Origin of the sequence: Microbispora sp. H10949 (genome assembly GCF_014161435.1) — a bacterium.
GTDB classification, from domain to species: Bacteria; Actinomycetota; Actinomycetes; order Streptosporangiales; family Streptosporangiaceae; genus Microbispora; species Microbispora triticiradicis.
Window position 1 is genome coordinate 40,422 of sequence record NZ_JABBWZ010000019.1, and the last position, 26,324, is coordinate 66,745.

General features: G+C 71.1%; 27 protein-coding genes and 1 pseudogene. 17 read left to right on the plus strand and 11 right to left on the minus strand.

Annotated elements, in window-relative coordinates:
- Position 1 precedes the first annotated feature (1 nt).
- A complete protein-coding gene (locus HHX40_RS33930) occupies positions 2 to 655 on the plus strand; it encodes a cyclase family protein (RefSeq protein ID WP_182883832.1) in 654 nt (217 codons plus the stop codon).
- A 7-nt stretch (positions 656 to 662) separates the two neighbouring features.
- Here HHX40_RS33930 and HHX40_RS33935 read toward each other — a convergent pair whose 3' ends face one another.
- Positions 663 to 1,154, minus strand: a complete 492-nt coding sequence (locus tag HHX40_RS33935; RefSeq protein WP_182883833.1) for an Lrp/AsnC family transcriptional regulator — start codon at positions 1,152 to 1,154, stop codon at positions 663 to 665.
- Between the two features lie 223 nt (positions 1,155 to 1,377).
- Between HHX40_RS33935 and HHX40_RS33940 the strand changes: the two genes are divergently transcribed.
- The 6 genes from HHX40_RS33940 to HHX40_RS33965 are packed head-to-tail and all read left to right on the plus strand — an operon-like array spanning position 1,378 to position 8,359.
- Positions 1,378 to 2,811: a gamma-aminobutyraldehyde dehydrogenase gene (locus HHX40_RS33940; RefSeq protein WP_310738396.1), complete on the plus strand. Its 1,434-nt coding sequence runs from the start codon at positions 1,378 to 1,380 to the stop codon at positions 2,809 to 2,811.
- A gap of 52 nt (positions 2,812 to 2,863) precedes the next feature.
- Positions 2,864 to 4,009 (plus strand): ABC transporter ATP-binding protein, encoded by a 1,146-nt coding sequence (locus HHX40_RS33945; RefSeq protein ID WP_182877512.1) that lies wholly within the window; start codon positions 2,864 to 2,866, stop codon positions 4,007 to 4,009.
- Positions 4,010 to 4,040: 31 nt separating this feature from the next.
- Positions 4,041 to 5,300, plus strand: a complete 1,260-nt coding sequence (locus HHX40_RS33950) for a polyamine ABC transporter substrate-binding protein (protein WP_182877513.1) — start codon at positions 4,041 to 4,043, stop codon at positions 5,298 to 5,300.
- Positions 5,297 to 6,160 (plus strand): ABC transporter permease, encoded by an 864-nt coding sequence (locus HHX40_RS33955; RefSeq protein ID WP_111701947.1) that lies wholly within the window; start codon positions 5,297 to 5,299, stop codon positions 6,158 to 6,160. Before HHX40_RS33950 ends, HHX40_RS33955 begins: the two co-directional genes overlap by 4 nt.
- Positions 6,157 to 6,948 (plus strand): ABC transporter permease, encoded by a 792-nt coding sequence (locus HHX40_RS33960; protein ID WP_111701945.1) that lies wholly within the window; start codon positions 6,157 to 6,159, stop codon positions 6,946 to 6,948. The genes HHX40_RS33955 and HHX40_RS33960 overlap by 4 nt, the downstream gene beginning before the upstream one ends.
- Positions 6,949 to 6,964: 16 nt before the next feature.
- Positions 6,965 to 8,359, plus strand: a complete 1,395-nt coding sequence (locus HHX40_RS33965) for an NAD(P)/FAD-dependent oxidoreductase (RefSeq protein WP_182883854.1) — start codon at positions 6,965 to 6,967, stop codon at positions 8,357 to 8,359.
- Positions 8,360 to 8,372: 13 nt separating this feature from the next.
- Here HHX40_RS33965 and HHX40_RS33970 read toward each other — a convergent pair whose 3' ends face one another.
- Positions 8,373 to 8,777 carry a VOC family protein gene (locus tag HHX40_RS33970; RefSeq protein ID WP_182883834.1) on the minus strand — a complete coding sequence of 135 codons (405 nt, stop codon included), beginning with the start codon at positions 8,775 to 8,777 and terminating at the stop codon, positions 8,373 to 8,375.
- A gap of 90 nt (positions 8,778 to 8,867) precedes the next feature.
- On the opposite strand from HHX40_RS33970, the gene HHX40_RS33975 reads away from it, so the two are divergent.
- From HHX40_RS33975 to HHX40_RS33990, 4 genes are all read left to right on the plus strand, one after another.
- Positions 8,868 to 9,839 carry a helix-turn-helix transcriptional regulator gene (locus tag HHX40_RS33975; protein ID WP_182883835.1) on the plus strand — a complete coding sequence of 324 codons (972 nt, stop codon included), beginning with the start codon at positions 8,868 to 8,870 and terminating at the stop codon, positions 9,837 to 9,839.
- 86 nt (positions 9,840 to 9,925) lie between these two features.
- Positions 9,926 to 11,632 (plus strand): serine hydrolase domain-containing protein, encoded by a 1,707-nt coding sequence (locus tag HHX40_RS33980; RefSeq protein ID WP_182883836.1) that lies wholly within the window; start codon positions 9,926 to 9,928, stop codon positions 11,630 to 11,632.
- A gap of 6 nt (positions 11,633 to 11,638) precedes the next feature.
- Complete coding sequence (locus tag HHX40_RS38045; protein ID WP_138463237.1) at positions 11,639 to 12,307, plus strand: response regulator transcription factor; 669 nt, start codon at positions 11,639 to 11,641, stop codon at positions 12,305 to 12,307.
- On the plus strand, positions 12,304 to 13,383 hold the full coding sequence (locus HHX40_RS33990; protein WP_182883837.1) for a sensor histidine kinase: 1,080 nt from the start codon (positions 12,304 to 12,306) through the stop codon (positions 13,381 to 13,383). The genes HHX40_RS38045 and HHX40_RS33990 overlap by 4 nt, the downstream gene beginning before the upstream one ends.
- 54 nt (positions 13,384 to 13,437) lie before the next feature.
- Here HHX40_RS33990 and HHX40_RS33995 read toward each other — a convergent pair whose 3' ends face one another.
- Both HHX40_RS33995 and HHX40_RS34000 read right to left on the minus strand, forming a co-directional pair.
- Positions 13,438 to 14,331 carry an aryldialkylphosphatase gene (locus HHX40_RS33995; protein WP_182883838.1) on the minus strand — a complete coding sequence of 298 codons (894 nt, stop codon included), beginning with the start codon at positions 14,329 to 14,331 and terminating at the stop codon, positions 13,438 to 13,440.
- Between the two features lie 73 nt (positions 14,332 to 14,404).
- A complete protein-coding gene (locus tag HHX40_RS34000; RefSeq protein ID WP_182883839.1) occupies positions 14,405 to 15,130 on the minus strand; it encodes an SDR family oxidoreductase in 726 nt (241 codons plus the stop codon).
- A gap of 44 nt (positions 15,131 to 15,174) precedes the next feature.
- Here HHX40_RS34000 and HHX40_RS34005 point away from each other — a divergent pair, with 44 nt between their 5' ends.
- Positions 15,175 to 15,633 carry a nuclear transport factor 2 family protein gene (locus tag HHX40_RS34005; protein WP_165900768.1) on the plus strand — a complete coding sequence of 153 codons (459 nt, stop codon included), beginning with the start codon at positions 15,175 to 15,177 and terminating at the stop codon, positions 15,631 to 15,633.
- Positions 15,634 to 15,765: 132 nt separating this feature from the next.
- On the opposite strand, the gene HHX40_RS34010 is transcribed toward HHX40_RS34005, so the two are convergent.
- A complete protein-coding gene (locus HHX40_RS34010) occupies positions 15,766 to 16,407 on the minus strand; it encodes a VC0807 family protein (protein ID WP_150940329.1) in 642 nt (213 codons plus the stop codon).
- A 281-nt stretch (positions 16,408 to 16,688) separates the two neighbouring features.
- On the opposite strand from HHX40_RS34010, the gene HHX40_RS34015 reads away from it, so the two are divergent.
- Complete coding sequence (locus HHX40_RS34015) at positions 16,689 to 17,534, plus strand: LLM class F420-dependent oxidoreductase (protein ID WP_182883840.1); 846 nt, start codon at positions 16,689 to 16,691, stop codon at positions 17,532 to 17,534.
- Positions 17,535 to 17,552: 18 nt separating this feature from the next.
- On the opposite strand, the gene leuE is transcribed toward HHX40_RS34015, so the two are convergent.
- Positions 17,553 to 18,275 carry a leucine efflux protein LeuE gene (leuE, locus tag HHX40_RS34020; protein ID WP_182883841.1) on the minus strand — a complete coding sequence of 241 codons (723 nt, stop codon included), beginning with the start codon at positions 18,273 to 18,275 and terminating at the stop codon, positions 17,553 to 17,555.
- 120 nt (positions 18,276 to 18,395) lie between these two features.
- Between leuE and HHX40_RS34025 the strand changes: the two genes are divergently transcribed.
- From HHX40_RS34025 to HHX40_RS34035, 3 genes are all read left to right on the plus strand, one after another.
- Complete coding sequence (locus HHX40_RS34025) at positions 18,396 to 19,784, plus strand: selenium-binding protein SBP56-related protein (RefSeq protein ID WP_138463230.1); 1,389 nt, start codon at positions 18,396 to 18,398, stop codon at positions 19,782 to 19,784.
- On the plus strand, positions 19,781 to 20,380 hold the full coding sequence (locus HHX40_RS34030; RefSeq protein WP_182883842.1) for a hypothetical protein: 600 nt from the start codon (positions 19,781 to 19,783) through the stop codon (positions 20,378 to 20,380). Before HHX40_RS34025 ends, HHX40_RS34030 begins: the two co-directional genes overlap by 4 nt.
- A 191-nt stretch (positions 20,381 to 20,571) precedes the next feature.
- Entirely contained in the window at positions 20,572 to 21,159 is a 588-nt protein-coding gene (locus HHX40_RS34035; RefSeq protein WP_165900767.1) for a TetR/AcrR family transcriptional regulator, read from the plus strand.
- Positions 21,160 to 21,518: 359 nt separating this feature from the next.
- Here the strand turns inward: HHX40_RS34035 and HHX40_RS34040 are convergent, their stop codons facing one another.
- The 3 genes and pseudogenes from HHX40_RS34040 to HHX40_RS38365 all read right to left on the minus strand — a co-directional run.
- A complete protein-coding gene (locus tag HHX40_RS34040) occupies positions 21,519 to 22,049 on the minus strand; it encodes a GNAT family N-acetyltransferase (protein ID WP_111701915.1) in 531 nt (176 codons plus the stop codon).
- 68 nt (positions 22,050 to 22,117) lie between these two features.
- The gene (locus HHX40_RS36095) at positions 22,118 to 22,507 is read right to left on the minus strand and encodes a hypothetical protein (RefSeq protein WP_220499915.1); all 390 of its coding nucleotides are present in this window, start codon (positions 22,505 to 22,507) and stop codon (positions 22,118 to 22,120) included.
- Positions 22,508 to 22,524: 17 nt separating this feature from the next.
- Positions 22,525 to 22,731 (minus strand): annotated as a pseudogene (locus HHX40_RS38365) (transposase); the annotation flags it as partial.
- Positions 22,732 to 23,088: 357 nt separating this feature from the next.
- Between HHX40_RS38365 and HHX40_RS34050 the strand changes: the two are divergent.
- A complete protein-coding gene (locus HHX40_RS34050; RefSeq protein WP_220499916.1) occupies positions 23,089 to 24,234 on the plus strand; it encodes a glycoside hydrolase family 18 protein in 1,146 nt (381 codons plus the stop codon).
- 49 nt (positions 24,235 to 24,283) lie between these two features.
- Here HHX40_RS34050 and HHX40_RS34055 read toward each other — a convergent pair whose 3' ends face one another.
- The gene (locus HHX40_RS34055) at positions 24,284 to 24,622 is read right to left on the minus strand and encodes a hypothetical protein (protein WP_182883843.1); all 339 of its coding nucleotides are present in this window, start codon (positions 24,620 to 24,622) and stop codon (positions 24,284 to 24,286) included.
- A 69-nt stretch (positions 24,623 to 24,691) separates the two neighbouring features.
- Complete coding sequence (locus HHX40_RS34060; RefSeq protein ID WP_182883844.1) at positions 24,692 to 26,098, minus strand: NAD(P)/FAD-dependent oxidoreductase; 1,407 nt, start codon at positions 26,096 to 26,098, stop codon at positions 24,692 to 24,694.
- Positions 26,099 to 26,324: the final 226 nt, after the last annotated feature.

Here is a 26,324-nt window from a genome sequence, read left to right on the forward strand (position 1 = left end):
AATGATCGTCGACCTGTCGGTGCCCGTCGAGAGCGGCATGCCCGTCTACCCCGGCGATCCGGAGGTGGAGATCGCGCCCGCCCTCACGGTGGCGGAGGAGGGCGTGAACGTGCTCCGCCTGCACCTCGGGTCGCAGTCGGGCACTCACGTGGACGCGCCGTGCCACATCGACGACGCGCTGCCCACGCTCGACGACCTGCCGCTGGAGCGGTTCCTCGGCCCGGCGGCGGTCCTCGACGCCCGGGGCCTGCCGCCGCACGCGCCGATCACCCCCGCGATGCTCGGCCCGGTCGGCGGGCGGCTCGGGCCGGGGACCGTCCTGCTGGTCGCCACCGGCTGGGACGCCCACTGGGGCACATCCGGCTACCTGGCCCACCCGTACCTGGAGGCGGAGACCGCCCGCCTGATCGTCGCCGCGGGCGTGCGGACCGTCGGCGTCGACGCCCTCAGCGTCGACCCGACTCCCGCTCCCGCCGACCTGCCCGCGCACCGCGTGCTGTGCGGCGCGCACGCCGTCATCGCGGAGAACCTGCGCAACCTCGGCCCGCTCCTGGAGGCCCAGGCCGCCGGTCGTCCGATCGAGGTCTCCCTGCTGCCGCTGCGCCTCCACGCGGCCGACGGGTCTCCCGTACGCGCCGTCGCGGTCACGCGCTAGGCGGAGGTCAGCGCGTGCCCCAGGAGTAGGTCTGCTTGTGCAGCTTGAGATAGACGAACGTCTCGGTGGCGCGGACGCTGGAGATGGCCCGGATCTTGCCGAGGATCTCCAGCAGGTGGGTGTCGCCCTCGCAGACCACCTCGACCATGATGTCCACCGAGCCGGCCGTGAGCACGACGTAGTCGATCTCGGGGATCTGCGACAGTTCGTCGGCGATCTGCTCCAGGTCGCCCTCGCACTTGATGCCGATCATCGCCTGGCGCGGGAAGCCCAGGGTCAGCGGGTCGGTCACGGCGACGATCTGCATGACGCCGAGATCCAGCAGGCGCTGCACCCGCTGGCGCACCGCCGCCTCCGACAGGCCCACGGCCTTGCCGATCGCGGCGTACGGCTTGCGCCCGTCCGTCTGAAGCTGCTCGATGATCTGCTTGGAGATCTCGTCGAGCACCACCGGCCCGCCCTTCGCGGCAGCCGCGCGGGATCTAGGCGGAGTCGTCATCCTCGGGGGGTGTCCTCTCTTGGAGAGCGCGTCGGTCCTACCGACCTCGTGTTACGGCACCGTTTTTGCCATGTTGCGATCGTGGTCTGACATGGTGTCAGCTCAACCGCTTCCGTCAAGCGATTCCGTAGCAATTTGGTATCTTAGCCACGAAATCCCTTGTCGTAGGCTCTTTCCTCTGTCAGAGTCGCGACATCCTAGCTACCTCAACAGGAGGTCAACGGTGACCACCCGTCTCCAGAACTTCGTGAACGGGAAGTTCGTCGACGCCGCGAGCGGCCGTTTCTCCGACGTCGTAGACCCTACGACGGGAGAGGTCTACGCCCAGGCACCGGTGTCGGCCCAGGAGGACGTCGACGCCGCGTACGCCGCCGCGACGGCCGCCTTCGAGACGTGGGGCCAGACGACGCCGGGTGAGCGCGCGGCGCTGCTGCTGAAGGTCGCCGACGCGATCGAGGCCCGGGCCGACGAGATCAACGAGGCCGAGTGCCGCAACACCGGCAAGCCCCGGGCGCGCATGGCCGAGGACGAGACCCCGGTCGCCGCCGACCACTTCCGCTTCTTCGCGGGCGCGGCCCGCACCCTGGAGGGCCCGACCTCCGGCGAGTTCATGGCCGACCACACCTCCGTCATCCGGCACGAGCCGATCGGCGTCATCGGCCAGGTCACGCCGTGGAACTACCCGATGATGATGGCCGTGTGGAAGATCGCCCCCGCGCTCGCGGCCGGCAACACGGTCGTGCTCAAGCCGTCCGACACCACCCCGGCCTCCACGCTGAAGCTGGCCGAGATCCTGGGCGACGTCCTGCCGGCCGGCGTTTTCAACGTCGTCACCGGCGACCGGGAGACCGGCGCGCTGGTGGTCGGTCACCCGGCCGCGAGCATGGTCGCGATCACCGGCTCGGTGGGCGCGGGCATGGCGGTCGCGAAGACCGCCGCCGACGACGTCAAGCGGGTCCACCTGGAGCTGGGCGGCAAGGCCCCCGTCGTGGTCTTCGACGACGTGAAGGACATCAGGGCCGTCGCCGAGGGGATCGCCGGGGCGGCCCTCTACAACGCCGGCCAGGACTGCACCGCGGCCTGCCGGGTGCTGGTGCACGAGAGCATCCACGACGAGTTCGCCGCGGCGCTGACCGAGGCCGCCGCCGCCACCAAGCTGGGCGGGCTCGACGAGGAGGACGCCTACTTCGGCCCGCTGAACAACGCCAACCAGCTCGCCCGGGTCGAGTCGTTCTTCGAGCGGCTGCCCGAGCACGCGAAGGTCCTCACCGGCGGCGCCCGCGTCGGCGACAAGGGCTACTTCTTCGCCCCCACGGTGGTCGACGGGCTGCGGCAGGACGACGAGATGGTGCAGGACGAGATCTTCGGTCCCGTCATCACCGTCCAGACGTTCACCGACGAGGCCGACGCGCTGGCCAAGGCGAACGGCGTCCGCTACGGCCTGTCGGGCTCGGTCTGGACCTCCGACCACGGGCGCGCGATGCGGATGTCCAAGCGCCTCGACTTCGGCGTGGTCTGGGTCAACACCCACATCCCGTTCGTGTCCGAGATGCCGCACGGCGGCTTCAAGCACTCGGGTTACGGCAAGGACCTGTCCGTCTTCGGGCTGCACGACTACACCCGCGTCAAGCACGTGATGCACTACATCGGCGAATAGGTTCCCCCGGCGCGAGCCGTACGACCTATCGATAAAGAGGGATAAGCCTGGAATGACAGATATCCAGGCGGGCCCGGGGGCGGCGGTCGCCGCCCCCGGATCAGTCAGCGTGCCCGCCATCGAACTCGACAACGTGGTCAAGGAGTACACCTCGCACGGCGAGGTCGTACGGGCGGTCAAGGGCGTGAGCCTCGCGATCGCGGAAGGGGAGTTCTTCTCCCTCCTCGGGCCCTCCGGCTGCGGCAAGACCACCAGTATGCGAATGATCGCCGGGTTCGAGGACCCCACGCAGGGGGTCGTCAGGCTCCACGGGGAGGACGTCACGCACGTCCCGCCGAACAAGCGTGACATCAACATGGTGTTCCAGTCGTACGCGTTGTTCCCGCACATGAACGTCTGGGACAACGTCGCGTTCGGGCTCAGGCGCAAGAAGGTCCCCGACGCGGAGATCACGCGCCGCGTCGGCGAGATCCTGGAGGTCGTGGACCTCACGGGCCGTGAGAAGCGCCGTCCCAAGGAGATGTCCGGCGGCCAGCAGCAGCGGGTCGCGCTCGCCCGCGCGCTGGTCAACCGGCCCCGCGCGCTGCTGCTCGACGAGCCGCTCGGCGCGCTCGACCTCAAGCTCCGCCAGGCCATGCAGATCGAGCTCAAGCGCATCCAGCGCGAGGTCGGGATCACGTTCGTCTACGTGACGCACGACCAGAGCGAGGCGCTGACGATGAGCGACCGCATCGCGGTCATGAACGACGGCCTGGTGGAGCAGCTCGCCGAACCCCGCGAGATCTACGAGCGGCCCGCCAGCAAGTTCGTCGCCGGCTTCATCGGCACCTCCAACCTGTTCAGCGGCACGGTGCAGCAGGTGAGCGGCGACACGGCCGTGCTCGCCCTCGGCCCGAGCGACCGCATCCTCATCCCCGCGGACGGCGCGCTGTCCGCCGGGCAGGCGGTCGATCTCACCGTCCGCCCCGAGAAGATCAAGCTCGCCAAGGAGCAGCCGGAGGGCGACCTGAGCGTCGTCCGGGGGACCGTGGCCGAGGTCGTCTACCTCGGGACGTACAACAGCTACGTCGTGGTGCTCGGCGACGGGGCCGAGATCACGGTGTTCGAGCAGAACGCGAACGACAGCACGATCACCGCCGAGCGCGGCGACGAGGTATGGCTCTCCTGGCAGCCCTGGCATTCCTACGCGCTGAGGTAAAACCCCGAACTCCCCGGAGCACACGAACCCCATGAACCATCCTCACAGGCAGGACCCCGCCTTCCTCCGCGGCACGACCCAGCGCCGGCTCGGCAGGCGCGACGCCTTCCGGCTCGCGGGACTGTCGGCCGCCGGGCTCGCCCTCGCCGCCTGCGGCGTGCAGGGCAAGGGCACGGCCAAGCCGACCTCCTCCGCGCAGGCCCAGTCCGAGGTGGAGAAGTACTGGTCGGGCAAGACCGGGAACGGCCACGTGGACTTCGCCAACTGGCCGCTCTACATGGACCCCAAGCAGCCCGAGCTCAAGCAGTTCACCAAGCAGACCGGGATCACGGTGACCTACAAGGAGGTCATCCAGGACAACCCGAGCTGGTTCGCCAAGATCCAGCCGCAGCTCGCGGCCGGGCAGTCGATCGACTACGACCTGATGGTCGTCACCAACGGCCTGCACTTCACCCAGCTCGTGCAGCTCGGCTACCTCGTCCCGCTCGACCACTCCAAGCTGCCGAACTTCGCGGCCAACGCCGGCGACCGGTACAAGAACGAGTCGTTCGACCCCGGCAACGTCTACAGCATCCCGTGGGCGTCCGGCATGACCGGCATCGCGTACAACCCGAAGTACGTCGACACGCCGCCGACCAGCATGGCCGACCTGTGGAACCCCAAGTACAAGGGCAAGGTCGGCATGATGTCCGACTCCCAGGAGATCGCCAACTTCGGCCTGTTCGCGCTCGGCATCGACCCCGACAAGTCGACCGAGGCCGACTGGGAGAAGGCCGCGGCCAAGCTCCGGGAGCAGCGCGACGCCGGCATCGTGCGCAAGTACTACGACCAGGCGTACATCGACCCGCTGGCGAAGGGCGACATCTGGCTCACCATGGCGTGGTCGGGCGACGTCTTCCAGAAGAACGTCTCCGACGGCACGGACCTGAAGTTCGTGCTCCCCAAGGAGGGCGCGACCATCTGGACCGACAACATGATGATCCCGAAGACCGCGACGAACCCGGTCGACGCGATCACGCTGATGGACTTCTTCTACGACGTGAACGTCGCCGGGCGGCTGGCGGAGTACATCAACTACGTCACCCCGGTCCCGGCCGCCAAGGACGTCATCGCCGCCGACGCCGCGAAGGCCACCGGTGAGGACAAGAAGCTCCTCGACGCGGTGGCGGGCAGCGAGCTGGTGTTCCCGACCGAGGACGACTACGCCAGGCTGCGCAGCTACAAGAACTTCGCGACGCCGCAGGAGCAGAAGAAGTTCGAGTCCATCTTCCAGGCGATCACGACGGCATGAGCAGGCTCAGGGCTTCGCTGACGCCGTACGCGCTGCTCTTCCCGGGCACGCTCTGGCTGGCGATCTTCTTCGTCATCCCGACGGTGGTCATGCTGTCGCTGTCGCTGCAGTCCGGCGACGTGGTCAACGGCTACGCGTTCACGTTCAACTGGCACAGCTACGTGGACGGGATCAGCACATACCACGACCAGATCATCCGGTCCCTGGTGTACGGCCTGGCCTCGACCCTGATCCAGATCGTCATCGGGTTCCCCGTGGCGTACTGGATCGCCTTCAAGGGGGGTAGCCGCAAGTCGGTCTACCTGTTCATGCTGCTGCTGCCGTTCCTCGTGTCGTTCGTGCTGCGCACCATCTCCTGGCAGTTCTTCCTGTCCGACAACGGCCTGCTGCTCGGGCCGCTGAAGTCGGCGGGGCTGGTGCCGCAGGACTTCCACATCCTGGCCACGAGCGCGGCGGTGATCGGCGGCCTGGCGTACAACTTCCTGCCGTTCATGATCTTGCCGATGTACGTCGCGCTGGAGCGGATCGACCCGCGCGTCCTGGAGGCCGCGCAGGACCTGTACGCCAGCAAGGCGCAGACCTTCCTGCGGGTGGTGCTGCCGCTGTCGCTGCCGGGGGTCTTCGCCGGGGTGCTGATGACGTTCGTCCCGGCCACGTCCGACTACGTCAACGCGTCCGTGCTCGGCGGCACCAGCAACACGATGGTCGGCAACGTCATCCAGAACCAGTTCCTGATCAACCAGGACTACCCGACCGCCTCGGCGCTGTCGTTCACGCTGATGGCCCTGCTGCTGGTGGGCATCTTCGCGTACGCGAGGGCGCTCGGCACCGAGGACGTGCTGGAGGTGGCGGCGCGATGAAGCGTGGCCTGCTGCGGGGCCGCCTCCTGCAGATCTACACCTGGCTCGTGATCGCGTGGCTGGTGCTGCCGATCGCCGTCATGATCCTCTTCGGCTTCAACGACACCCACGGCCGGTTCAACACGAGCTGGCAGGGCTTCACGCTCAAGTGGTACGGCAAGCTGTTCGAGATCGGCGACCTCACCCAGGCCCTGGTGAACTCGCTGGTCATCGCCGTGCTGACGATGCTGGTCGCCGGGGTGCTCGGGTCGCTGATCGGGCTGGCGCTCGGCCGCTACCGCTTCCGCGGGGCAGGGGCGATGAACCTGGTCATGTTCGCGGCGATCTCCTGCGCCGAGATCGTGATGGGCGCGTCGCTGCTGTCGCTGTTCGTCACGCTCGCCGTGCCGCTCGGGTTCTGGACGATCGTGATCTCGCACGTCATGTTCTCGATCTCGTTCGTGGCCGTGACCGTGCGGGCCAGGGTGATGACGCTGGACGCCTCCCTGGAGGAGGCGGCGCGTGACCTCGGCGCGGGGCCGTGGACGACGTTCCGCCTGGTCACCCTGCCGATGATCTTCCCGGGTGTGCTGGCGGGCTCGATGCTGGCGTTCGCGCTGTCGATCGACGACTTCGTCATCACCAACTTCAACTCCGGCGGCACGGTGACGTTCCCGCTGTGGATCTGGGGCGCCACCCGGGTCGGCATCCCGCCGCAGGTGAACGTCATGGGCACGCTGATCTTCGCGGCCGGTGTGCTGATCGCCCTCGGCAACGCCCTCCTGGCCCGCCGCCGCGCCAACGCGTAAGAAGGAAGTGGAATTCGTGGTTCCGTCGAAGGCGCTCGCCGACGCGGAGCGCAGGCCGTACTGGCTGGACCGGCCGCTCGCACCCGAGCCGCTGCCGCCGCTGACCGGAGACGCCACGGCGGACCTCGCGGTGGTCGGCGGCGGCTTCACCGGGCTGTGGACCGCCCTGATGGCCAAGGAGCGCGACCCCTCGCTCGACGTGGTCCTCCTGGAGGGCCGCGCGGTCGGGTGGGCCGCCTCCGGCCGCAACGGCGGGTTCTGCGCGGCCAGCCTGACGCACGGGCTCGGCAACGGCCGGGACCGCTGGCCGGCGGAGATCGCGACGCTGGAGCGGCTCGGCCGGGAGAACCTCGACGAGATCGAGCGGACGCTCTCCCGCCACGGCGTCGACTGCTCCTTCGAGCGGACCGGCGAGCTGCGCGTCGCCACCGAGGAGTGGCAGCTCCCCGGGCTCGACGAGGACGTGAGCGCGGCGGCCTCGCTCGGCGTGCGGCTGGAGCGGCTTGACCGGGAGCGGGTGCGGGCCGAGATCGACTCGCCGACGTACCTCGGCGGGGTGTGGGACCGGGACGGCGTCGCCATGGTCGACCCGGCGCGCCTCGCCTGGGGGCTGCGCGACGTCTGCGTACGGCTCGGCGTGCGCGTCTTCGAGCACACGCCGGTGCGCTCGCTGCACGAGGACGGCCCGGCGCTCGAGCTGGGGACGCCGAAGGGCCGGGTCAGGGCCGGGCGGGTGGCGCTCGGCACCGGCGCCTTCCCGCCGCTGCTGCGCCGGCTCCGGCACTTCCTGGTGCCGGTGTACGACTACGCGCTGATGACCGAGCCGGTGCCGGACGACCTGCTCGCGGAGATCGGCTGGCGGAACCGCCAGGGCGTCGGCGACTCGGCCAACCGGTTCCACTACTACCGCCTGACCGACGACAACCGCATCCTGTGGGGCGGCTACGACGCCGTCTACCACAACGGCGGGCTGGTCAGGGCGGAGTACGACCAGCGCGACGCCACCTTCGAGAAGCTCGCCACCCACTTCTTCGAGACGTTCCCGCAGCTCCACGGCCTGCGCTTCACCCACCGGTGGGGCGGGGTCATCGACACCTGCAGCCGGTTCAGCGCCTTCTTCGGCACGGCGTACGGCTCGCGTCTCGCCTACGCCGCCGGATACACCGGTCTCGGCGTGGGGGCGACCCGCTTCGGCGCCAACGTCATGCTCGACCTGCTCCAGGGGCGTCTCACCGAGCGGACCGAGCTGGAGATGGTGCGGCACAAGCCGATGCCCTTCCCGCCCGAGCCGGTGCGGTCCGGCGTCATCCAGCTCACCCGCTGGGCCATCGCCCGCGCCGACGAGCACGAGGGCCGCCGCAACGCCTGGCTGCGCACCCTCGACGCCTTCGGCGTGGGCTTCGACTCCTGACGCGGGGTCCGCGTCACCGGCCGCGGACCTCCAGGAAGTGCCGGTTGTACATGACGCCGAGGACGTTGCCGAAGGGATCGACCACGGAGGCGGTGACGAATCCCGGGCCGCGCTCCACGGGCTTCTCGTACGTCGTGGCGCCGAGGGCGAGCAGCCGGTCGACGGCGGCCTCGACGTCGTCCACGTGCCAGTAGACGACCGCGCCCGCGGGCTCGTCCGGCCGGGGGCGGGGGGCGAAGCGGCTGTCGACGACGCCGAGCTCGTCCTCGTGGTCGCCGATCCGGAACTCGGCGTAGGCGAGCGTCCCCTCGACGGAGCGTGTGAAGTACGGCTCCACGCCGAGCAGTCCGGCGTACCAGCGGGCGGCGGCGGTGACGTCGTCGGCGTAGAAGCTGACGGTGCTGAGGCCTCGCAACATCGGGGTTTCCCTTCTCGACGGGTGATGTCGTCAATCCTCCGGGCTGAAGTGCTCACCTTCTGAGCACTTTTCCGGGCAGAATCGGGAACCATGCGCGCCGACCGTCTCGTCGCCGTCCTGCTGCTGATGCAGGCTCGCGGCCGGGTGACCGCGGCCGAGCTGGCCGCCGAACTCGAGGTGTCCGTGGCCACCGCCCGCCGGGACCTGGAGGCGCTGTCGGCTGCGGGCGTCCCGGTCTATCCGCAGCCGGGGCGTGGCGGCGGCTGGTCGCTGGTCGGCGGCGCCCGTACCGACCTCAGCGGCCTGTCGGCGGCCGAGGCGCAGGCGCTGTTCCTGCTCCTCGGCCCGGCAACGGCCGGGCCGTCCGCGTCGGGGCCGGCCGAGGCCGGAGCGGCGCTGCGCAAGCTCCTGGCGGCCCTGCCCCGGACCTTCCGGGCCGACGCCGAGGCCGCCCGCGACGCGACCCTGGTCGATCCCGTCAGGTGGGGGGAACGCGACCGCCCGCGGCCCGCGACGGTCGACCTGCTGCAGACCGCCGTGGTGAGCCGTCGCAGGGTCCGCCTGACCTACGCCGGCAGGGACGCGGAACCCGCGGAGCGGCTGGTCGACCCATGGGGACTGATCGACAAGGACGACGTCTGGTACCTGCTGGCGGGAACCGACCGGGGACGGCGGACCTTCCGCGTCGACAGGATCGTCCGGGCCGAGGCGACCGGCGAGACCGCCGAACGCCCCGCCGACCTTGTTCTCGCCGCCGCCTGGCAGGAGGTCGTCGAGGAGATCGAGCGGCGGCGTTCGCGCACCTGGGCGACCGTGCTCGTCGAGGAGCGGTTCGTGCCGGTCCTGCGCGACCGGTTCGGACGGCACTGCCATACCGAAGGCGAGGCGGGCCGGGGCCGTGTCCGGGTGCGCCTCGCCGCCCCGACCCCGCTGGACGTCGCCCGTCACCTCGCGGGGTGGGGCGCGATGATCGAGGTCGTCGAGCCGAGCACCGTCCGGGACGAGCTCGCCCGCATCGGCGCCGAACTCGTCGCCCGCAACTCGGGACGGGAGCCGGCCTAGGACGGCCGGGGTTCTCCGGCCGGCCGGCCGGTCGCCGTCGGAGTTCGTTCACATCAGGTTCGCGCGGGGGTCCGTACGTTTCCCGCATGCGAAGACTCCTGGTGGGACTGCCGGCGGGACTGACCGTCGCCTCCCTGCTCCTGACGGCCTGCGGCGCCGGGCCCGGCCGGCCGGCGCGTACCCCTGAGGCGCCCGCGTGCGCCCCCGCACTCGACCGCGCGTTCGGGGCCTGGGCGGGGGCGGGGTTCAGCGGGTCGGTCGCGATCCTCCGGGACGGCGCGTTCGAGTGCCGCGCCGCGTACGGCACGGCCGACGCCGCCGCCCACCGGCCGAACACGCCCGGCACGGTGTTCAGCATCGGCTCGGTGACCAAGGCGGTCACCGCGGCCGCGATCCTCCGGCTCGCCGACGAGGGGCGGCTGTCGCTCGACGACCGGGTGGGCGCGATCCTGCCGCGGCTGCGCGGCCCGGTGGCCGGCGCGACGGTCAGGCAGCTTCTGCTGCACACGAGCGGGCTCAACGGCACCCACGGCGGCGACTACGAGCCGCTGTCGCCGGACGCGGCGCTGGCCGCGATCGGCAGGCTGAAGCTCGCCTTCCCGCCGGGCGCCGGATACGTCTACTCCAACGCCGGATACACCCTGCTGGCCCTCGTCGTCGAGCGACTGTCGGGCCGCGGCTACCGCGACTACGTGGGCTCCGCCGTCCTGCGGCTGCCCGGCGGTCGTACGGCGGGCGGGTTCTGGGACGGGCGCCCGGCCGCGCCGGGCCCGAGAGCGATCGGCTACCTCGACGACGGGAAGCCGGGACACCAGGGCGGCTTCGCCGGGCCGTACTGGGGCGCGGAGGGCAACGGCGGGCTGGCGATGACCATGCCCGATCTGGCGGAGTGGACGTACGCGCTGTTCACCGGCCGGGTGGTCACGCCCGCGTCGGCCGGACTCGTCGCCCGCCCGGGGTGGCCGCTGGGAAACGGCAGGTCCGAGACGCCCGGCTGGGTCGCCTTCGACCGGTCGGTCTACGGCGAGCGGTTCCTGAGCGCCGCAGGCGGCGGTGGCGACGTCGGCCACAACGCGGTCGTCGCCTGGGTCCCGGCCCAGCGGCGCGTGGTCGCCATCGCGTCGAACACCGCGACGCTGCCGGCCGAGGCGCTGCTGCGGGCGGTGGGACCGGCGCTGCTGGCCGGCCGCCCGCTGCCCGGACCCAGCCCCGCCACCACTGCCGCGGGCCCCGCCCGCGGCGGCGATCTCGCGGCTATGGTCGGGACGTACCGGCTGGAGAGGGGAGGCGGGTTCCAGGTGTCCGCCGAAGGGGGCAGGCTGACCGTCTCCGCGACCGGGGCCGACGCGGTCCGCGCGCTGGCGCCGCCCGGCCCGGAGGTGACGGAGGCGGCGCTGCGCGCGCACGAACAGCGGGTGCTGGCGCTGCTGAACGGCCGGACCCAGGAGGGCCGCAGAGAACGGGCCTCCCTTGAGAAGGCCTTCGGCGCGGTGTCGGGGCTCGCGCTCGCCGGCACGGTCACGAAGGGCGCCGACACCCGCACGTACGTCACGCTCACCACCGGCAGGGGGCCGGTCCTGGCCTGGTACGCGGTCAACCAGCAGGGCGGGGTGATGGCCGCCGAGGTCCCGGCGGAGCCGCCGGCGCTGACGCTCGTGCCGTCGGGCGGCGCCGGCCGGTTCCGCCCGGACGATCCCACCGGCACCGGCCCCCGCGTCGAGGTCGCGTTCGAGGGCCGCCGCATGACCGTCACCGGCGCGTCCGGCACCGTCACCGCCGAGCGGTCCGGCTGACCCGCCGTGCGCGTGCTCCTCGTCGAAGACGACCCCGAGCTGTCGGAACTGGTCGCCCTCGGCCTGCGCAACGAGTCGTACGCCGTGGACGTGGCGGCGACGTACCGCGAGGCGGAGGAGTCGCTGCGGGTCACCTCCTACGACGTGGCCTGCCTCGATCTGGGCCTGCCCGACGGCGACGGCCTGGACCTGCTGCGCCGGCTCGCCGGCGACGCCCACCTGCGCCGCCCCCGGCGCACGCTCGTGGTCACCGCCCGCGACGCGGTCGGCGACCGCGTCGCGGGGCTGGACGCGGGCGCCGACGACTACCTGGTCAAGCCGTTCCACTTCGCCGAGCTGGTGGCCCGGCTGCGGGCGCTGGGCCGTCGCGGCGACCAGCACGGCTCGCTGCTGCGGGTGGGCGACCTGGAACTCGACCAGGTCACCCACCGGGCCTGGCGGGCGGGCGACGAGCTGGAGCTGACGTCGCGCGAGTTCGCCCTGCTGCGCTACTTCATGCACCACCCCGGCCGGGTGCTGTCGGCCGAGGACCTGCTGGAGCACGTGTGGGACGCCAACGCCAACCCATTCACCACCTCGGTGCGGGTGATCCTCAGCAGGCTGCGCAGGAAGCTCGGCGACCCGCCCGTCATCACCACCGTCACCGCCGCCGGTTACCGCCTGGAGGGACCGTGACGCGGCCCTGGCGCTCGCTCCGCGTCCGGCTCGCCGTGCTCGCCTTCCTGGGGTTCTACGTCCCGCCGCTGCTGCTGTTCGGCGTGGTCCTGCTGACCGACACCGAGACGACCGCGCAGGCGCTCAACGGGGCCGAGCACGTGCGCAGCGCCTCGGCGCACCGCCTGCCGTGGCTCTCCTGGACCCTCCTCGCGCTCGCCCCGGCCGCCGCCGCGGCCGCCTGGTGGTGGGCGGGACGGGCCGTCGCCCCGATCAACCGGGTCCGCGCGGTGGCCCGGGAGATCGGCGGCACCGACCTGAGCCGCCGGATCGGGCTCGGCCACGGCCCACTGGAGGTGGTGGCGCTGGCCGCCGAGTTCGACGCGATGCTGGACCGGCTGGCGGCGGCCGCGGCGGCCCAGCGGCGGCTGCTGGAGGAGACGAGCCACGAGCTGCGCAGCCCGCTGTCGGTGCTGATGACCAACGCCGAGGTCCTGCTCGCCCACCCCCGGCCCACCCTGGAGGTCTACCGCGACGGGCTGCGCCGTTCGGAGAGCGTGGCCCGGCGGTTGCGGGCGACCGTCGACGACCTGCTGACCGAGGCCCGCGGACGCGCCCGTACGCTCGACCACCGGCCGGCCGACCTCATGGTGGTGGCGCGTGACGTGCTCCGGCAGGCCGAGGTCCTGGCCGCCGGGAAGCGGATGACGCTGTCCTTGGCAGGCCCGGCGGAGGCCGTGTGCCCGGTCGACGAGGCCACAGTGAGCCGCGCCCTCGCGAACCTCGTAGACAACGCCGTCCGCTACGGCCCGGAGGGCACGCCGGTGACCGTGGAGATCGGCCTCACGCCCGGCCTGGCCGTGGTCACGGTCGCCGACCGGGGGACGGGCATTCCCGAGGAGGAGCGGGAGCGCGTGTTCGAGCGGTTCTGGCGCGGCCACCGCGACGTGCCCGGCACCGGCCTCGGCCTGCCCATCGCCCGGCAGATCGCCCGGGCCCACGGCGGCGACCTCACCGTCGTGTCCGGCGATCCCGGCGCCCCGGGCTGCGCCTTCCGCCTCACCCTGCGCCGCCCGCGCGGCCAGGTACGGCGGTGAGATCAGCCGGTGAGATCAGCCGGTGCGGTCAGGCTGTGTGGTCAGGCGGTGCGGTCAGGCGGCGAGGCGGCTCTGGCCGGCGGTGAGCCAGCGGACGGGGTTGTCGCGGGTGACGAGGCGGAGGGTGACGTCGTCCACCCCTGCCGCTCGCAGGGCCGGGACGACCGAGGAGAACAGCCGGCCGTACCCCTGCCCGCCGTAGCCGGCGAGGTGCTCGCGCAGCCGTACGCCGCTGCTGACCAGGATGCGCTCCGCGTGACCGGCGTCGAGGAGGGTGAGCACGTCCTCCGCGCAGGACACGCTCACGTACGCGCCGGTCTCGGCGATCTTGCGCTGGGCCGGCGTGTCGGCGCCCGGGGCGCTGAGCCGCTGGGCGGGCACGTTCTGGGAGAGCAGCAGTTCCAGCAGCTCCAGCCCACCGGCGGCCACCGGGAGGTCGGTGCGCAGCGAGGCGCGGGCGGCGGCGGTGACCGCCCGCTCCTCGGCGGGGGTGGGCGTCTCGTCCCACGACGCGGCGACGATGACGCCCGGCCGGGCGCCGGTCCCGTCCAGCCCGGCGCCGATCTCGTGGAGCAGGTCGGCGGTCAGGTCGTCGGCGCCGTACCGGGTGATCGCCGCGCCGGCGAACGGCTGGGCGGCGAAGCCGGTGGCGGCGACGATCGGGACCCGCGCGGCCATGGAGATCCGGGCGAGGGCCGCGGGGTCGCGGGCCATGCCGACGCAGCTGTGCTCGACGACGAGACCCAGCTCCCGGCCCCTGCCGAGGTCCTTGATCTCGGCCAGCACGTACCGCTCCTCGTCCAGCCACCGGGCGGGATCGGAGTCCACGCCGATCCCCCAGCGGGTGTCTGTGCGCAGGTGCTCGTGGGGGAGCACCGGCCCGTCGATCTCAGAGACGGGAAGGGCGCCGGTGACGGTCTGGATACGGGGGAAATATGCGCCGGACATGAACGGACATTAACTCATTTTTTGACGAAACCCTCTCTGGATCTCCAGATTCTTTACCTCTCTTAAGGTTTGGTCAGCTCATCGTCCTGCCGCCGTTGACGGCGAGACGTTGACCCGTCACGAACCGGGCGCCGGGGGAGGCCAGGAACGCCACCGCCTCGGCGATGTCGAGCGGCACGCCCATGTGTCCCAGCGGCACGTCACGCAGATAACCGGTGTAGTCCTCGGGCGGCACGTCCGCGTGGCGCTCCACCGGGATCCAGCCGGGCTCGACCGTGTTGACGGTGATCCCGTACGGCCCCAGCTCCCGCGCCCACGACCGGGTGAGCCCGTGCATCGCGGCCTTGGCCGAGACGTAGTGCCCGAACTCGGCGTTGCCGAGGTCGGCGACCTCGCTCCCCACGTTCACGATCCGGCCCGAGCCGGCCTCGCGCATGCCGGGCAGCACGGCCTGCAGGAGCAGCAGCGGGGCCTTGACGAAGAAGCGGAGCTGGCCGAGGTGGTCGTCCCAGGTCTGCTTCTCCACCGGCATCATCGGCTGCGGGCCGGTGGCGTTGTTCACCACGACGTCCACCCGCCCTAGCGCGGCCACGCCCTCCTGCACCGACTGCTCGTCGGTGACGTCGAACCGGGCCGGGGCCGCCGAGCCGCCGGCGGCGGTGATGCGGTCGGCGACGGCGGACGCTCCGGCGGTGTCGTTGGCGTAGTTGACGGCGACGTGCCAGCCGTCCGCGGCGAGCCGTTCCGCGATGACGGCGCCGAGCCCTCGCGAGGCGCCGGTGACAAGTGCGATTCCCATGGGAACCGTGCCTATCACACGATCTCATGGGCATGATGGGGCGCATGGATCAGATCGCCGCACTGGTCGACCGCGCCGAGATCGTGGACGTGGTGACCGCAGTCTTCGACACCGTGGACGCAAAGAACTGGCCGGTGTGCCGGGAACTGTTCGACGAGGGGGTCGACGTCGACTTCACCAGCCTGAACGGCGGGGAACCGGCCCGGATCAGCGCCGACGCCCTCGTGGACGGCTGGCGTACCGGGCTGCACGCCCGCAAGCAGAGCTTCCACACCGTGAGCAACTTCGCGGTGACCGTGGACGGCGCCGAGGCGCACGTGACCGCGAAGGGCTACGCCTACAACGTGCTCGACGAAGGGCTCGGCGGCGGCCTGTGGGAGGTGTGGGGCGTCTACCGGCTCGGGCTCGTACGGCAGGCCGAGGGCTGGAAGGTCACGGCCCTGACGTTCGACGCCTGGCACACCCGGGGTGACGAGGCGGTGCGCGCCCACACGATGGACTGAGATCCCGCGGCCGCCGGGGGCGAAGTGGCCGCCGGCGATCTCGTCGACGCCACCGGCGGCACCTTCCTCGGCCCCCGTCTGTGCACAACCCGCGCGGACCCGGGGACGCCGCCGGATCGAGGGCGGCCGTCGCTAACCGGTGACCGCCGGGGCCTCCGTGTGCAGCCGCCGCAGGACCCGGCGGAACGCCCAGACGGACGCGAGGAACGCGATCCCGGTGATGACCGCCACGGCCGTCGTCCGCACCAGCAGGTAGGTGCCGATCGACTGGTGCAGCAGCAGCCAGATGCTCACGCTCGAGTTGACCAGCAGGACGAACGCCCACAGCAGCGTGATCCTGGCGAAGAACCGCTGGACGCGCTGGTGCCGCAGCACGAACGACGGCAGGTGGATGTAGTCGAGCGTCAGCTTCTCCACGAGGGGGCGGCGCATCCGGACGGACGCCAGCAACACCATGCTGATGACGATCGTGCCGAGTTCCGGCTGGATGAAGTAGACCACCGCGCTGCCGCTCCACAGGCCGAGCACCGTCCGTACGGTGATGGCGATGGCGGCGAAGATCATGGTGCCGGGCACCGGCTGGCGGCGCACCAGCCGCCACAGCACGCCCAGGTAGACCCAGGAGATCGCGGCCATCAGCGCGCCGCGCAGGCCGAGCACCGCGAGTGCCGCGTAGAACACGGCGAGAGGAGCCACCACGCCTTCGAGGAGCCGGGGGACCGCCTGTTTGATCAGGGCGGTGAGCCTGGGCATGGCGAAGGGCGTGTGGTTCATGACACTCCAACGGGCCGGCGGGGGAGACCGACGCTGTAGTTGGCAAACGCGCCTACCCGGACATCGCGGTCGGAAACGCCCAGGAAAGGTGTTGCATCGGTGGCTTACCGTACCTGACGGTACGGCCTTGACGGGCCGGAAGCACTGTCCGAGGTGACATCCGATACCGATGCGGCATGTCATTTGAGAGTCCGTGGACGGAACGAACGCACTGGTCATCGCTTCGTCATGCGACTCGGGCCGCTTCCCCCGTGAACACGGACGCGGGTTACGGTGACGGGATGAATACGGGATTCGGGTACTTCGCAACTCATGATGCGGTTCGTCCGGATACGCTCGCCCGCCTCGTGGAGCAGCGCGGCCACGCGGCGCTGCTGTTCACCGAGCACACGCACATTCCCGTACCGCCCGGCGGAGGGGCGCCGAAGGACGAGCGGGGCGGCGAACTGCCGCGGCGCTACTGGCACACCTACGACCCGTTCGTCGCCTCGATGGCGGCCGGGGCCGCGACGACCCGGCTGCGGGTGGGCACCGGCATCTGCCTGGTGCCGGAGCACGAGCCCATCGGCCTCGCGAAGACGGTCGCGAGCGTGGACGACCTGACCGGCGGGCGCTTCGAGTTCGGCATCGGCGCGGGCTGGAACCGCGAGGAGATGCGCAACCACGGGACCGACCCGGCCCGCCGGTTCGCGCTGATGCGGGAGCGCGTGCAGGCCATGCGGGAGATCTGGACCCGCGACGAGGCGGAGTTCCACGGGGAGTTCGTGTCGTTCGACCCCGTCTGGTCGTGGCCCAAGCCGGCCCAGCGCCCGCACCCGCCGATCCTCGTGGGCGGCGTCGGGCCGCGGGTGTTCGACCGGGTCCTGGAGTACGGGGACGCCTGGCTGCCCAACTACGGCCCGGGGGTGCTGGAGCGGATCCCCGAACTGTTCCGGCGGGCGGAGGAGGCGGGCCGGCGCGTCGAGGTCGTGATGCTGGCGGTCCCGGCGGACCCCGGCGCGCTGGAGCGGTGCGAGGAGGCGGGGGTCTCCCGCGTCATGGCCTGGCTGCCGTCGGCCGGGTACGACCGGGTTCAGCGGGAGATGGACGCCTTCGAGACCGCACTCGCCGAAGCGCACGGCGAGTGAGCTCGTGACCCGGCGCGGTCAGTTCAGCGTTGCGGTGGCCAGCTTGGCGCCGAAGCCCAGGAAGAGCGCGCCCACCCCCGACGTCAGCCCGGCCGCGAGCCTGCGGCGGCGGCGGAAGTGCGCCGCGAGGAACGTGCCGCCGAAGATGAGGGTGGTCAGGTAGGTCACGCTGAACACCTGCACGATCAGCGCCAGGATCAGGAACGACAGCGCCGGCGCGCCGTACGACGGGTCCACGAACTGCACGAAGAACGCCACGAAGAACAGGATCGCCTTGGGGTTGAGGAGGCTGATCGTGAGCGCCTTCCGGAACGGGTCGCGCCCCTCACCGGCCGCCCCGGCGGGGGCGGAGGACGGAGCGACGGCCGCGCCTCCCGTCATCGTCCCGGCCGTCGTCTCGGCCGTGGTCCCGGGCGGTGAGGTTCTGGAGCGGGAGGCGCGCAGCGAGCGCCAGGCGCCGCGCAGCATGCCGAAGCCGATCCAGCCGAGGTAGACCGCGCCCGAGTACTTCACGATCGTGAACAGGACCGGCGTGGACTTGAGCAGCGACGCGACCCCGGCGGCCGACAGGAACATCAGCGCCGAGTCGCCGGCGAAGACCCCGGCGGCCGCCCGGTAGCCCCGCCGGATCCCGTGCTGGGCGGCGGTGGACAGGACGAACAGCGAGTTCGGCCCGGGCAGCAGGATGATCAGGAACGAGCCGACCACGTAGGTCCAGATGTTGGTGATGCCGAAGAACAACCCTGCCTCCGTAAAGCGAGATAAGTCAGGGTATAGGTCATCACGGTCTGTGGTCACGGCAGGATAAGACACCGAAGATCCCTATTGACCGTGTGGGGAATAGGGACAATCCTTAAGTTCATGACGCTGTGGAAGCCCGATCCGACCTTCTATCCCTCGCCCCGCGACGCCGCCGAGGCGCCGCCGGAGAAGCTGGCCTACGTGGCCGCCTTCGACCGGTCGGCCCAGCGGCCCGACGCGCTCGCCGTGCTCGACACCGACCCCGCCTCCTCGGCGTACGGGACGGTGGTCGGCTGGACGGACCTGCCGCACACGGGGGACGAGCTGCACCACTTCGGCTGGAACGCCTGCAGCAGCGCCCTCTGCCCGTACGCGCCGCACCCGCACGTGGAGCGGCGCTACCTGATCGTCCCCGGCCTGCGGTCGTCGCGCATCTACGTGTACGACACCAAGGACCGGGTCAGCCCCGAACTTGTGAAGGTGGTCGAGCCCGAGGAGCTGGGCAAGCGGGCCGGCTACTCCCGCCCGCACACCGTCCACTGCGGCCCCGAGGGGCTGTACGTCAGCGCGCTCGGCGGCTACGGCGACGACGGCCCGGGCGGCATCGCCATCCTCGACCACAACACCTTCGAGGTCCTCGGCCGGTGGGAGGTCGACCGCGGCCCGCAGTACCTCGCCTACGACTTCTGGTGGCACATCAACCACGACGTGCTGGTCACCTCCGAGTGGGGCACGCCCTCGATGATCGAGGACGGGGTGGTCGGCGAACTGCTGCTCGGCCGCAAGTACGGCCACAAGCTGCACTTCTGGGACCTGCGCAAGCGCCGGCACGTCCAGGAGGTCGACCTCGGCGACCAGCACCAGATGACGCTGGAGCTGCGCCCCGCCCACGACCCGACGAAGACGTACGGCTTCGCCGGGGTCGTCGTCAGCGTCGAGGACCTGTCGGCCTCGGTGTGGGTGTGGCACAAGGAGGGCTCCCGCTGGGCGGCGACCAAGGTCATCACGATCCCGGCCGAGCCCGCGTCGCCGGACGACCTGCCCGACGTGCTGAAGCCGTTCGGCGCGGTGCCGCCGCTCGTCACCGACATCGACCTGTCGGTGGACGACCAGCGTCTGTACGTGTCGTGCTGGGGCACCGGCGAGCTCAAGCAGTACGACGTGTCCGACCCGTTCAAGCCGGTCGAGATCGGCTCGATCCGCCTCGGCGGCATCGTGGACAGGGCCGCCCACCCCGCCGCCCCGGACGAGCGCCTCGCCGGCGGGCCGCAGATGGTCGAGGTGAGCCGCGACGGCCGCCGGGTCTACGTCACCAACTCCCTCTACGGCGCCTGGGACGACCAGTTCTACCCGGACGGGGTCGGCGCGTGGATGGCGAAGATCGACGCGGACGGCTTCACGCTCGACGAGCGGTTCTTCCCGCACGGCGACGACTTCCGCGGCCTGCGCCCGCACCAGACCCGGCTGCAGGGCGGCGACGCGTCCTCCGACTCCTACTGCTACCCGTGACGCTGACCGCGGTCATCCTGCTCGGCGCCTTCCACGGGATCAACCCCGCGATGGGCTGGCTGTTCGCCGTCGCCCGGGGACTGCAGGAGCGCAGCCGCGACCTGCTTCTGCAGTCCCTCCCGGTCATCGCGCTGGGCCACCTCGCGTCGGTGGCCCTCGTGGTGGCGGTGGTGTCCGCGACCGGCTCGCTCGTGACCGGGACGGCCCTCGCGATCGGGGCGGGGGTCCTGCTCGTCGGGTTCGGGCTGTGGCACCTGCTCGCCCGGCGGCACTTCCGCTGGGTGGGCATGCGGTTGTCGCTGCCGCAACTGGCCGCCTGGTCGTTCCTGATGTCGTCGGTGCACGGCGCCGGGCTGATGCTGCTCCCCGTCCTCACCCGGATGCCCGCGGGTCACCACGGGCACGCGCTGTCCGGCGGGCTGTTCGTCGCGGGCGTGCACACGCTCGCGATGTTCCTCACCGCGACCGCGGTCGCGGTGGTCGTGTACGAGTTCGTCGGCGTCGCCGTCCTGCGCCGGGCCTGGTTCAACCTCGACCGGATGTGGGCCTTCGCCCTGGTCGGCGCGGGCGTCTTCACCCTCGTCGCCGCCGTCTGACCGCCTAATGATGTCCCTTTGATCGCTTGGGCTGCATGAGGAGGGCTGGTCACGGGCTCGTTGCCGGCGCCATGGACGCGGCTGAGCGAACAACCGGGCGCGCGAGGCGGATCTCTTCGGAGAGCCTGGGCAATATCGAAACGCATGCGTACACTTCCTGTCTAAACGGTGTCGTTTCGATAGGACTGGTCATGCCGGCTCACCGCCGCGGCGAGATTCGAGAAGAAGCCATCCTGCGCGTGGCCATGAGCCTGTTGGTCGAGGTCGGCTACGACCAGTTGACCATTGAGGCCATCGCGGAGCGCGCCCGTGCCAGCAAGGCCACGATCTATCGACGGTGGCCGGGTAAGGCCGAGCTGGTGGCGACGGCCATACGGCGGTACGCCGGAACGCCGGTGGCCGCGCCACCCGACACGACGAACCTGCGTGACGGTCTACTGGCTGTTCTGCTGGAACTGCGTACCAGCCTCATAGGTCAAGACAGCGCGCTCATTCTCGGACTCCTCGTCGCGATGCGCCGCGACCCCGATCTCGCGCACACCGTACGGCGACACGTCCTCGACCACAAACGCGACGTATTCGCGGCCGTGGTGGCCGGAGCCATCGCTCGAGGCGAGGTTCCCCAAACCATCGACCACGCGCTCGTCGCCGAGATCAGCTCAGCCGCACTGCTCTCTCGCCTCCTCGTCACCGGCGAACCTCTCGACGACCTGTTCCTGCAGCTGCTCGTGGATGCGGTGCTGCTGCCCATGCTGAACCATCAACTCGACCAACGATAAGGACCTATCGCGATGTGGCAAACGATCATTCTCGGCTTCCTTGGTGGTCTCATCGCCGGCAATGGGCTTCCCCATTTCATCCGCGGCATCACCAGAAGGCGCTATCCGAGCGCGTTGGGCAGCGGGCCCATCCCCAATCTCATCGCGGGGTGGGCCGGCCTCGTTCTTGGCGGTCTGCTGTTGTGGTGGGCTCACATCGACCGATACCCCGAACCGGCCTTCGCCTCCATTTGTACGAGCGTCCTACTCATCGGCCTATTCCACGCGGGTCCAGGTGCCTTCGGGCGCAAGGATGCACCTCACCCATTGGGGCAACAGCATCCATGAAAAGCGTCAGAGCCAAAAATGGGGTAGCCCCATCACGTGGCCGGGGGTCGCAGGCCGAGCCACTGCTCGGCGTCCCAGGCCTGGAACCGCTCGACCTCGGTGAACCCCAGCTTTGCCGCGAGGCGCATCGAGGCGACGTTGGCGCTCTGGGTGGTGAGCACCACCGGCTCGCCGGGAAGGACGCCGTCAAACCAGTCGAGTGCCGCCGCGCACGCCTCGGCGGCGTACCCTTGCCCCCAGGCCTTCGGCAGGAACAGGTAACCGAGATCGGCCTTCCCCACGGCGGCCGGGCGACGGTGCCCGGCTGCTCTCCTGAGCAGGATCTGGCCGATCATCGTCCCGTCGAGCTCGACGACGAAACTCCCGGGCCATCGCTCGGGCACCTCCGGCATCTCACGCTCAAGCTCGTCACGCGGGCGGGGACCGCCGAGGTAGGTGTGCACCTCTGGCGAGGCGAGCAGCTCGATGAACGTTGTACGGTCCCGCGCCTCGGGCTCACGGAGCACGAGACGCTCGGTCCGGATCAGCTCAGGCGGCCAAGCCACATGCCCTAGATCTGACATGCGCGCAGGCTAACGACCCTGTAGGACGTCGTTCAAGTTGGGCATGAACGCGTGGCTCACCGGCCGAGCTATGGGGCCGGCAGGTGCTCGTAGTCGCGGACCAGGCGTCGGTGGAACATCAAGATGCCGTACGTTGCCTCGACGACCCATCTCTTGCGCTGGGGGACGAACCCCTTGTTGCCGGGGTTACGCTCGACGATCTCCACGTCGATCCCCAGGTCTGCGCCATGCGCGAGGACGGCGTTTTTGAACCCCTGGTCGACCAGCGCTTTGGTCACCGTGTCCTCGGTGTCGGCGACGACCCGGTCCAGCAGGGTGATCCCGGCGGTGTTCTCGTGGACCGAGGCGGCCGGCGTGACCACGGTGATGACCAGGCCCGGCACGCGCTTGGCGGCATCTTTTCCGGTGGTGGAGGCGGGGACTCCGGCCGCGACCTGGACGCTCTGGGTGTCCAGCACGACCAGGCTCGGGTCGGCTATCGCTTCTTCTCCTCGCGCAGATGCCCGCGCAGCATGTCGTGGATTGTCTTGTCGGTGCCGTCGTCACGCCACTTGGAGAAGTAGTAGTACGTCGCACTTCTGGGTGGCAGGTCCTGCGGGAGATAGTCCCATTGGACGCCGGTCTGCCCCTGGTAGCGGATGGCGTTGACGATCTCGCGTAACTCGTAGTTGCCCTCGTGGCCGCTGACGGACGGGGTACGCGGCCTTCCATGCCGTGAGCACTGGCTCGATCAACGCCCACTGCGCGTCGGTTAAGTCGCTGGGGTACGGCTTGCGCTCAGTCACGCGGCTATCCCAATCAAGGGCCTAGGCTCGCGAACCGCACTCTCAGCCGCACGGGTGAAATTTGCAGAGATGACGGGCATGATGAAAACAGCAGGTCGGCACGCTGGAACGCGCCCACCTGCGACATGAGCCACGCATAATCCGGCCTTAAGACTGCACCGGTTGTCGGCCGGTCGAAGACGTCACTACGCTCCCGCGGCATTCCCTCCCTCGGCGTTTCGACGCCGGAGGTCCCTTTTCCGTTCGGAGCAACCATGCAAGCGATCACGCGTGGCGTCTTCACCGTCGTGGTCCTGTCGGCCGTACTTTCCGCCCTGTTCATCGCCTGCTTCGACCCGGCCCGGGCGACCGGGACCGCCGCCCCCGCCGCGCGGAGCACGCAGGTGAAGCCGCGTCTCGTCGCGCCCCCCGCCGTCGCGCCCGTCAAGGCGCCGGCTCCGGCACAGGTTCCGATACAGGCCGCCGCGCAGGGCGCGATGGTGCCGGTGCAGGCCGCGGCCGCCCGGCTGGAGAGCGAGTCCGTGCCCATGCCCGAGGTGACGGTCACCGTGACGGTCACCCCCAGACCCTCTCCCAGGCCCTCCCCCTCGCCGCGTCCGATCAGGGTCGGGTACGTCCCCCAGCGCGGCGCGTTCGGCGCCACGTCGACCGTGCACGACCTGGAGGAGAGCGGGCAGGCGAGCCGGCTGACGCACGCCGTCTACGCCTTCGCGAACATCGATCCGACGTCGCTGACCTGTCTGGCCGGTGTCACCCGGCCGCCCGCGCCCGACCCCGAGGACCCCGACCAGGGCGACGGCGCGGGTGACGCCTGGGCCGACTACCAGCGGGGTTTCACGGCGGCCGAGTCGCTGGACGGCAGGGCGGATCCGCCGGACGCCCGGCTCGCCGGCAACTTCAACCAGTTGAAGAAGCTGAAGGCCCGGCACCCCAACCTGAGGACGCTCATCTCCATCGGAGGCTGGACGTATTCCAAGTACTTCTCGGACGTCGCGCGTACCGCCGCCACCCGGCAGCGGTTCGTCAAGTCGTGCCTCGACGCGTACATCAGGGGTGACCTGCCGGGCGTGGGCAGCCGCGGCGGCCCCGGCAGCGCCGCGGGCGTCTTCGACGGCATCGACGTCGACTGGGAGTGGCCCGGCGGCGAGGGCCACCTGGGCAACCACGTCGGCGCCGAGGACAAGCGTCACCTGACGGCCCTGCTGGCGGAGTTCCGCGCGCAACTCGACGCGCTCGGCGCGGCCAACGGCCGCCGCTACCTGCTCACGGTCTACGTGCCGGCCGAGCCGGACCGCGTCAAGGCGGGCTTCGACCTGCAGAAGCTGACCGGCGTGGTCGACTTTGTCACCGTCCAGAGCGGAGGACGGCACGCCCTGCGCGAGGGCACCATCCTCCGCTGAACGCGCTCCGGCGCGGTGACCGGGCGGGTGCCGGTCGGGGGAGGAGAGATCAGCTCGTGCACGAGGCCGTGACGGCCACGTAGGCGCTCGCCGCGGTCCCGTTGACGGCCGTCACCTTGAGCAGGTCGCGGTGGAAGACGTCGGAGTCGCGGGTCAGGCTGGTCGAGATCGCCACCCCGGCCGGGGCGGTGATCGTGATGGTGTCGGCCAGCATGTGCGGCGCGTACGACGGGCAGATCGCCAGGAAGGTCCCGGTGGCGCCGGGGGCGACCCGGCCCGAGTTGGCCGTGGCGCCCGTGGCCGCCAGGGCCGGGGCGGCGGTGACGGCCAGCCCACCGGCGACGACGGCGGCGGCGAGGGCGAGACGGATGGAGGTGCGCTTCATCATGAGAGGTGTCCTTTCTTTCCGGTCCCTTGGGGACCGCTCTGGTGGGGAAACAGGGCTCGGGTGAGCCGTTCAGGCCGGGACCTGGTCCCGGGCCGTGGCCCGGGGGTCCGCCGGGGGTGATGTCGGGGTGCGGCCGGCCCGCGGCCGGAGCACCCGGGCGAGGACGCCCGGAGACATCAGGTGCTGCGGAGGCGCCTGCAGGTTGGCGACGCTCAGGAACGCGTGCCCGACCACCGGATCCGCCTCCGCCGCCACGTGCAGCCGGGAGATGTAGCGGTTCAGCAGCTTCGTACGCGGGGTGCGCGGTCCCTCGACCGAGGGGAACCGCAGATCGCCGCCGACGGACATGTCCCACGGCACGTCGATGATCCGCCCGGCGCGCTCGAAGAAGCGGCGGGCCAGGCCGGTGCCCCCGCCGCCGGCCAGGCATTCGCGCAGCGCGGCGGCCTCGCAGGCGGCGACCGTCATGCCCTGCCCGTACGACGGGTTGAACTGGCACAGCGCGTCGCCGAAGACCAGGTAGCCCTCGGGGAAACGGTCCAGTCGTTCGTAGCGGCGGCGGATGCTCACCGGAATGCGCATCAGCCGCGGCTCGCCGAGCGGTTCCAGGCGCTCCAGGAGGAGGTGCAGGTCCGGCACCGGGAGCCGGGCGGCGAAGCGGTGGTAGCCGTCCGGGTCGACGGGCGGCACGTCGTCGCCCATGCCGAACAGGGTGACCAGCCAGCGGTCGCCCTCCCCGCTGAGCGCGACCCCACCCCTCGGCACCGACGCGGTGTGCCCCACGATGAGGGCGACGAACTCGGCGTCACCGGGACGGCGCCGGTACTCGCGCGAGACGTACACCAGCCGCGAGTCGACGCGCTCCTCGGGAGCGGGCTCGTACCCCAGCCGGCGCAGCCACTCGGTGCCCCGGTTGCCCCGGCCCGTGGCGTTGACCACGAGGTCCGCGGGCATTTCCTCCGGCCCGTGCCCCGCCTCACGACCGGCGCCCGCCAGCCGTACGCCGGTCACCGCGCCACCGGAGCCGGTGACCGGTTCGACCACCTCGCGGTGTTCCAGGATCGTCACGCCGGGAAGGGCCGCGACCCGGGACAGCAGGGACGCCTCCAGTCGCGGTCTGCTCACCGTCAGGCCGCGCATCCGCGAGGGCGCGGACCGCAGTCGCCGGCCGTCGTTGTACCAGCGGACGTCGTTCTGGATGTCACAGGGGGTGGCGCCCGCGGCGATCAGGTCCGCGGTCAGCCCGGGGAACAGGTCCTCGAGGATCTCGCAGCCCCGGGACAGCAGCCCGTGGGCGTGGTGGCCCTGCGGCACCCCCCGCCGGGGGACACCCTGGTCCGGTAGCTCGTCACGGTCGATCACCGTGACCCGGCCGAACGTCTCGGTCAGCACCCGGGCCGCCAGCAGCCCGCCGATTCCCGCCCCGGCGACGACGGCGTGCCCGTCCGGCCGGATTTCGGCCGTGGTGCGCGTCACTCGCTTGATCATGGTCTTCCTCGTCGTCAGGCCGCCCGGGTGAAGGCGGCGCCTGCTCACGACGACGAGGATGTGCGGGCCCGCTGGGGGGCGGCTGGGAACCGGCTTTCCCAGCGGCTTTCCCAGTGGTGCCCGGCGGCTGGGAAAGCCCCGGCCGCCGGGAAGGCCCTGGTCACGGAGAGGTCCTGGCCTTCGGCGACGCCATGGACATCGGGAGGACTTGGGT